This window comes from Selenomonas sp. oral taxon 126 (assembly GCF_001683335.1).
Taxonomy (GTDB): domain Bacteria; phylum Bacillota; class Negativicutes; order Selenomonadales; family Selenomonadaceae; genus Centipeda.
In genome coordinates this window covers 972,439-978,548 of record NZ_CP016201.1, presented here as the reverse complement: position 1 = coordinate 978,548, position 6,110 = coordinate 972,439, and the positions used below count along the sequence as shown (strand labels likewise).

The window sequence follows — 6,110 nt, the reverse complement described above, 5'->3', positions numbered from 1 at the left end:
TCGCCTACGAAGTCGCCGCTGTCGGGTCTGCCGAGCAGCTTCACGGCGCTGCCGTAGGGCGCCTGCGTATTCACGGCGGCGGTCATGCCGTCCCCGACCTGACAGGAGAGGACGAGCAGTTCGCCGTGCTCCGGAACGGGGACGGCGAGCGTCAGGAGGAGGGTCGCCGCAAGATCGCCGAGAACAGGCTCCCTGCCGAGCAGATCCGTATATGCCGCCCTTCCGCAGCGGGCGTAGAACGCCGCCTCAACGGCGGCGCGCGCGGCGCGCACGCCCTCGTGCAGGATGCCGACGAGCTGCGCGCACGCCTCTCCGAACGCCGCTTCCTCCATCGGCAGGGCATAGGCGGCACGCAGCGCGGGATCTGCCGTCAGCAGTGCGCGCAGCTGCGTGTAGACCGCGCCGACGGCAGCCTCGGATGCCGCACGCGCACCGACGCGCGAGAGACGCTTCGACCCCGCACCGTCGGAGACGGCGAGGATGGCGATGTCCCCCACGTGCACAGCGGCAAACCAGTCGTCGCAGTTCGTCCCGTCATGCTTGTGCTTCTTGCCGCGCACGCGCGCCGCAACCATATCCGCCGTGCCGATCCGCATCTCCTCTGCCATGTACTCGGGGGCGGGATCGGGCGCGTCGGCGGGCACGGGGCGGTACTGCCAGAGTGCCGCCGTATGCGCCAGCAGCTCCTCGTCGCTGAGGCTCGGAGACTCTGCATCCGCCGTGCCCGTATCCTGCTCCGTGGCGGGGGAAGCCTCCGCAGCACGCTCAGGCGGCGGGGCACACGGCTCTGCAGTCTGCACGGCATCGGGCGGCAGTACCTGCACCTCTGCCTGTCCCCCCTGCCCTGCTGCGGGCAGCGCGCCCGCAGAGGACGGCTGCTGTTCCTGCGTTTGCTCTATGGCGGTGCGCTCCGCCGTCTCTGCCGCCTCCTGCACCATCTCGGGCGGGACGCGCTCCGCTGTCCCTGCTGCGTGCTGTGCCGTCTCAGGTACAGCGTCCACCGCCTCCTGCGCTAGGGGCGGTGCCGTCCCGCCGCCTTCCCCCGCACAAGCCGTACTGCCCTCCTCTGTGGGAGGAACGTCCGGCATCTGCGCCTCATCCCCCGCCGACGGCTGCACCTGTGCGGGCGCCTCCGTGCATGGCGGATCCTGCCGTTCTGCGGCATCCCCCTGTGCATCTCCCGCCGTCGGCATTGCAGCAGCTGTTGTTTCCTGCGTTTCCATCAAGACACCCGTGCCCTTTCTGCTCGCATTCCGATCCGTCAGGGAACGACCGTGAATCCCTTCGGCGGGGGCGGCAGCTCGATTGCTGCGCCGGGTGCCGCATCAAGGCTCTTGGAGGACATCTTGATCGAGCCGGAGACCCATGCGAAGAACTTCGCCATATCGCCGGCGGACAGGCTGTTCATCATCAGCACATTGTCCGTGACCTGCTTCAGATAGCTCGTATCGGCATCCGCCCCCGCCGCACAGGCGATGATGTTGCCGAGCTTCAGCGTTTTCACCATTGCCGCCGCCTCACGGAAGTCCTCCAGATCGGTCGGGCTGCCGTCGGTCAGCAGGAAGACGAGCGGACGCCAGTCGCCCTTCTGTGTCTCCGTGTTCTTGCGCACCTCCGTCCGGACGCATTCCGCGAGGAGCTTCAGTGCGCCGCCCATGAGCGTGCAGCCCTCCGCCTCCAGACGCGGCTCCTTGAAGAGCATCAGCTCCGTCAGCTTCGTCGTCTGCTGCACGCGGCTCGCAAAGGTGATGACCGAGAGATATGCTGTCTCGAGTGCCTGCGGGTCGCCCCTCAGCTCCGAGAGGAGTGCCTTGATGCCCTGCCGTACCGCCTCAATCGGCTCTCCCGCCATCGATCCGGAACAATCCAAAAGCAGGTATACCGGAAGTCTGCGACCTTGATCCGCCATAAGAAACCCTCCTAGATAATGATAGATGACATCTTCCTCAAAATATTGAGCCTATTATAACATAAATATTAAATCTCTGCACAATAAAATATAGGGTGTAGAATCAGCGCCCCTTCTTCCCCCCGCCGAGGAGCTGCTTCGTCAGGCCGCGCAGGTAGCTCATGACGAGGCGCACGTCGTCGAAGGTCTGGCGCCCCTTCTTCGTGACGAGTCCGCTGTTGATGAAGATCGGGTCGATGAGCGGGATCTGGACGAAGTTGTCCGTCGGAAGCACGGACGGGCGCGCGAGGAAGGTCGAGCCGATGCCCGCGTGGACGAGGTTCTTGACCGTGTGGAGGTAGGGCGAGTAATGCACGACGTTCGGCTTCTCGCCCATGCGGCCGTACGCGTCCTGCACGAGGCGGTCGATGAAAAAATTGCTGTCGAGCATGATGAGCGGCTCATCCCTGAGCTCCGTGATGCTGAGCGCATGCCGCCCCGCAAACGGGTGGTCGAGGCGCGTGACGAAGGTGCACTCGCAGTCAAAGAGCTTCGCATAGGAGAGGCGCGCACTGAAGTCGACGGTGTAATTCGTCAGTGCGAAGTCGAGTTTTTCCTCCTCAACCATCTGCAGGGCGCTCACGCCGCCCGTCTCGATGATCTCGAGTTCGATCTCGGGATGGTCGCGGCGGAAGTCGCCGAGGATGTGCGGCAGGAAGACGACGCCGAGCTGCAGCGGCATCGCAATCCGCACCTTTGCGTGGCGATGCGCCATGTTGCGGATCTCATCGTCGAGGCGTGAGACCTCCGTGAGGATGTAGGAGACCTTCCCGAGGAGCTTTGCGCCGTCTGCCGTAACCGTGATCTTGCGCCCCTCGCGGTGAAAGAGGTTCAGCCCCGTCTCTGCCTCGAGCGCCTGCATGGCGACCGTGACGGTCGGCTGCGAGACATGCAGATGCTCCGCCGCCTTCGTGATATTCTGCCACTGGCAGACCTCGTAGAAATACCGCATCTGTACCAACGTCATCCGATCATCTCCCTTTGCCCGGAGGTGGGCGTACAATTTAAAAAAACTATGTCGCTTATTAGTTTACTATATATGTCGATAAAAGAACAGTATAAAAGTCACAGTTCGATAAAAAAGTTTTATAGAGTGAGGCTATTATTGTATCATGAAGAAATATTTTTATTCATGCGGAAAACGTGCTAAGGTAAGGTCACTACAGAGATATCATATAGAAAAGGGGAACTCAGATGGCAGTATATTTCGCAGATGCAGTGGAGCGTTTCGTCGAGGATATGCTCGAGGCGAACGCGGACAATCTGAAGGCATTCGAGACGAAGACGGGCGTGTATTCGAACGTCGATCCGGACACGCATCACGATGTCCAGATTCCCGACGTGCATCTTACCAAATAACCTATCATCCTACTACAGATAGATAAGGGAAAAAGGCGGGCGGCTGACCACTGCCCGCTTTTTTCGTGCGCGGAAAACAGGGCACGCAACGATCAGCTTCCCCCGCCGAAGCGGGGGAAGTGGCACGCCATAGGCGTGACGATAGGGGCGCTTGTGCCTATTGCGACTCTCTGACGGTAGATAGCCTATGTCGCTCATGGCGCCCCTTCCACCATGCTGCGCATGGTCCCCCTCCCCCGTGTCGCACGGGGGAGGCTTCTAGGGAATCGCTGATAAAATGAAGTCCGTCAGATTGGCGTAGATTTTTCGTCCGAACAAGGAGGCAAACCGGACGCATAGCCAAAGCTATGTGGAGGATTTGCCGACACGGTGCGGGCAAAAAAGATGCGTCAAGATGGCGCGGCTGAATTTATCAGTGCTTCCCTAGGTAGGTCGCCCCCTCAGCAAATCCTTGGCACAAGCTCCCCAAGCGGAAGATCGACCACGCGGATGCCGCCGAGCGCGGTGCGGATGCCGACCGATCCCGGTGCCTCCGCCGTTGTGTACCCAATGACGCACGCCGAGCGCCCGTAGGGCTCTGCGTGCATCACCTCAAGCACGCGTGCCGTGTCCTCGGGCGGCACAAATGCAAGCAGTTTGCCCTCGTTCGCAAGCGTCAGCGGGTCGAAGCCGAGGAGGTCGCAGACGCCCTGCACGGCGGGATGTACGGGGATCGCCCCCTCTTCGAGGAGGATGCCGACCTTTGCCGCCGCCGCGAGTTCGTTCAGTGACGCCGCCACGCCGCCGCGCGTCGGATCGCGCAGCACGGCAATCGAGGGCGCTGCCGCAAGCATTGCCGCCGTCATATGGCAGAGGGGGGCACTGTCGCTCATGATCTCGGGCGGGAGAGTGAGTCCATGCCGCGCCGCCATGACCGTCGCTGCATGGTCGCCGAGCGTGCCCGATACGATGATGTCCATGCCCGGTTTGATATTCGCGGGCGCGATGTCCACGCCCTCAATCATCTCGCCCACGCCCGCCGTATTGATATAGATGCCGTCACCGCAGCCACGCGGCACGACCTTCGTATCGCCCGTCACGATGAGAACGCCCGCCTCCTCCGCCGCCGTGCGGATGTCGCGCACAATGCGGCGCAGCGCCCGGATGGGAAAGCCCTCCTCGAGGATGACGGCAAGCGAGAGCCAGCGCGGCACTGCCCCCGTCATCGCGAGGTCGTTGACCGTCCCGCAGACGGCGAGCCGCCCGATGCTCCCGCCCGGGAAGAAATGCGGCTGCACGACGTAGGAGTCCGTCGTAAATGCCGCGCGTCCCGTAATCGGCAGGACAGCGCCGTCATGCAGCGTATTGAGAATCCTGTTGCCCAGCTCCGGCAGCACGATCTCCTCCATCAGCGCGTGACTCATCTGCCCGCCCGCCCCGTGCGCGAGCGTAACGACCTCATGCTCCATAGCGGAACCTCCCTCCCCCGTATTTATACCATGCGGCGCATGTCCCCTCAACGGACACCATGCACGGCCCTACGGCGTGCTCGGGGACGCAGGCCTTGCCAAAAAGATTGCAGTCACGCGGTACAATCGCCCCGCGCAGCACCTCGCCGCAGCGGCAGCCGTGCCGCCCATCGCCCACAACACCGACAGAGAGCGGACGCACGCGCGCAAAGTCAAATGCTGCGTATTCCTCGCGCATGAGGAGCCCCGAGGCGGGAATCTCACCCAGCCCGCGCCAGCGCACCGACGCAGGTTCATAGACACGCTCGATTGCCGCGCGCGCCACAGGATTGCCCGCAGGGCGCACAACCGTCTCGTAGGCGTTCTCGATGCGTGCCTCCCCCGCCCCGATCTGACGCACGAGCAGCGCGATTGCGCGCAGAATCTCGAGCGGCTCGAACCCGCCCACAACCCCCGGCAAAGAATAGTCCCGCGCAAGAAACGCAAACGTCTCCGTACCTGTCACGACTGCAACGTGCCCCGGCAGGAGGAAGCCGTCAACATGCGTCTCCCCGCCATCGAGGAGCGCGCGCATAACGGGTGGCACGAGCTTCTGCGCCGAGAGCAGGAAGAAGTTCCGAATCCCCTGCTTCTTAGCCGCAAGCACCGCCGCCGCCTCGGTCGGTGCCGTCGTCTCGAAGCCCACAGCGAGGAAGACCACATTTTTCGTTGGATTTTCCGCCGCCACCGTGAGTGCGTCGAGCGGCGAGTAGACGATGCGGACATCCGCGCCCGCTGCCTGTGCTGCGGCGAGACTTGAATGCGTCCCCGGCACCTTCAGCATATCGCCGAACGTCGTGATGATGACATCCTCCATCCCCGCGTACGCAATCGCTGCGTCGATGTAGTCGTCCGCCGTCACGCAGACGGGGCAGCCGGGCCCCGAGACAAGCTCCACCCCCTCGGGAAGAATCTGCCTGAGACCCGCGCGGAAGATGGCAACTGTGTGCGTGCCGCAGACCTCCATGAGGCGAATCTTCTGCCCATGTGCCGCGACGATGTCCCGCAGCTGTGCGATGATCTGTGCCGCCGCGCCCTGCGTATCCTGCGCGCTCCTCATGGGATGCTCTCCACCGTGCGCGGCGCACCGCGCATCTCCGCACGCAGCGCCTCGATGCGCTCCGCCTCGTCCGCCGCAACGATCTGCATCGCAAAGCCCGCGTGGACGAGCACATAGTCGCCCACCGTCGCCTCGGGCAACAGCATGAGACTTGCCGCGCGGCGCACCCCGCTCACCTCCACCGATGCAAGCTGATCCTGTATCTCAACGACTTTCGCCGGAACTGCCAAACACATATTTTCTCCTTTATTTGAAC

General features: G+C 63.1%; 8 protein-coding genes. 2 read left to right on the top strand and 6 right to left on the bottom strand.

All coding sequences use genetic code 11. The features are described 5' to 3' along the window. From AXF19_RS13620 to AXF19_RS04285, 3 genes are all read right to left on the bottom strand, one after another. Positions 1–1,223: protein phosphatase 2C domain-containing protein (locus tag AXF19_RS13620; RefSeq protein WP_157092525.1), on the bottom strand; the 1,223-nt coding region annotated here is incomplete at its 3' end. Between the two features lie 38 nt (positions 1,224–1,261). Next, positions 1,262–1,909, bottom strand: coding sequence for a vWA domain-containing protein (locus tag AXF19_RS04290; protein WP_066845526.1), 648 nt, complete (start codon positions 1,907–1,909; stop codon positions 1,262–1,264). A gap of 103 nt (positions 1,910–2,012) precedes the next feature. Next, positions 2,013–2,915, bottom strand: coding sequence for a LysR family transcriptional regulator (locus AXF19_RS04285; protein WP_066845523.1), 903 nt, complete (start codon positions 2,913–2,915; stop codon positions 2,013–2,015). Between the two features lie 227 nt (positions 2,916–3,142). On the opposite strand from AXF19_RS04285, the gene AXF19_RS14555 reads away from it, so the two are divergent. Next, on the top strand, positions 3,143–3,307 hold the full coding sequence (locus tag AXF19_RS14555) for a hypothetical protein (RefSeq protein WP_009440643.1): 165 nt from the start codon (positions 3,143–3,145) through the stop codon (positions 3,305–3,307). Positions 3,308–3,608: 301 nt separating this feature from the next. Further along, positions 3,609–3,734, top strand: coding sequence for a secretion protein HlyD (locus tag AXF19_RS15120; RefSeq protein ID WP_084784858.1), 126 nt, complete (start codon positions 3,609–3,611; stop codon positions 3,732–3,734). 13 nt (positions 3,735–3,747) lie between these two features. Here AXF19_RS15120 and hypE read toward each other — a convergent pair whose 3' ends face one another. The 3 genes from hypE to AXF19_RS04270 are packed head-to-tail and all read right to left on the bottom strand — an operon-like array spanning position 3,748 to position 6,090. Further along, on the bottom strand, positions 3,748–4,755 hold the full coding sequence (gene hypE, locus AXF19_RS04280) for a hydrogenase expression/formation protein HypE (protein ID WP_066845520.1): 1,008 nt from the start codon (positions 4,753–4,755) through the stop codon (positions 3,748–3,750). Next, complete coding sequence (hypD, locus tag AXF19_RS04275) at positions 4,745–5,854, bottom strand: hydrogenase formation protein HypD (protein ID WP_066845518.1); 1,110 nt, start codon at positions 5,852–5,854, stop codon at positions 4,745–4,747. Before hypD ends, hypE begins: the two co-directional genes overlap by 11 nt. After that, the gene (locus tag AXF19_RS04270) at positions 5,851–6,090 is read right to left on the bottom strand and encodes a HypC/HybG/HupF family hydrogenase formation chaperone (RefSeq protein ID WP_066845515.1); all 240 of its coding nucleotides are present in this window, start codon (positions 6,088–6,090) and stop codon (positions 5,851–5,853) included. The genes hypD and AXF19_RS04270 overlap by 4 nt, the downstream gene beginning before the upstream one ends. Positions 6,091–6,110: the final 20 nt, after the last annotated feature.

Bases quoted from the DNA above. Each gene is read 5' to 3' on its own strand.
- AXF19_RS04290 (WP_066845526.1), bottom strand. From the start codon at position 1,909: ATGGCGGATCAAGGTCGCAGACTTCCGGTATACCTGCTTTTGGATTGT.
- AXF19_RS04285 (WP_066845523.1), bottom strand. From the start codon at position 2,915: ATGACGTTGGTACAGATGCGGTATTTCTACGAGGTCTGCCAGTGGCAG.
- AXF19_RS14555 (WP_009440643.1), top strand. From the start codon at position 3,143: ATGGCAGTATATTTCGCAGATGCAGTGGAGCGTTTCGTCGAGGATATG.
- hypE (WP_066845520.1), bottom strand. From the start codon at position 4,755: ATGGAGCATGAGGTCGTTACGCTCGCGCACGGGGCGGGCGGGCAGATG.
- hypD (WP_066845518.1), bottom strand. From the start codon at position 5,854: ATGAGGAGCGCGCAGGATACGCAGGGCGCGGCGGCACAGATCATCGCA.
- AXF19_RS04270 (WP_066845515.1), bottom strand. From the start codon at position 6,090: ATGTGTTTGGCAGTTCCGGCGAAAGTCGTTGAGATACAGGATCAGCTT.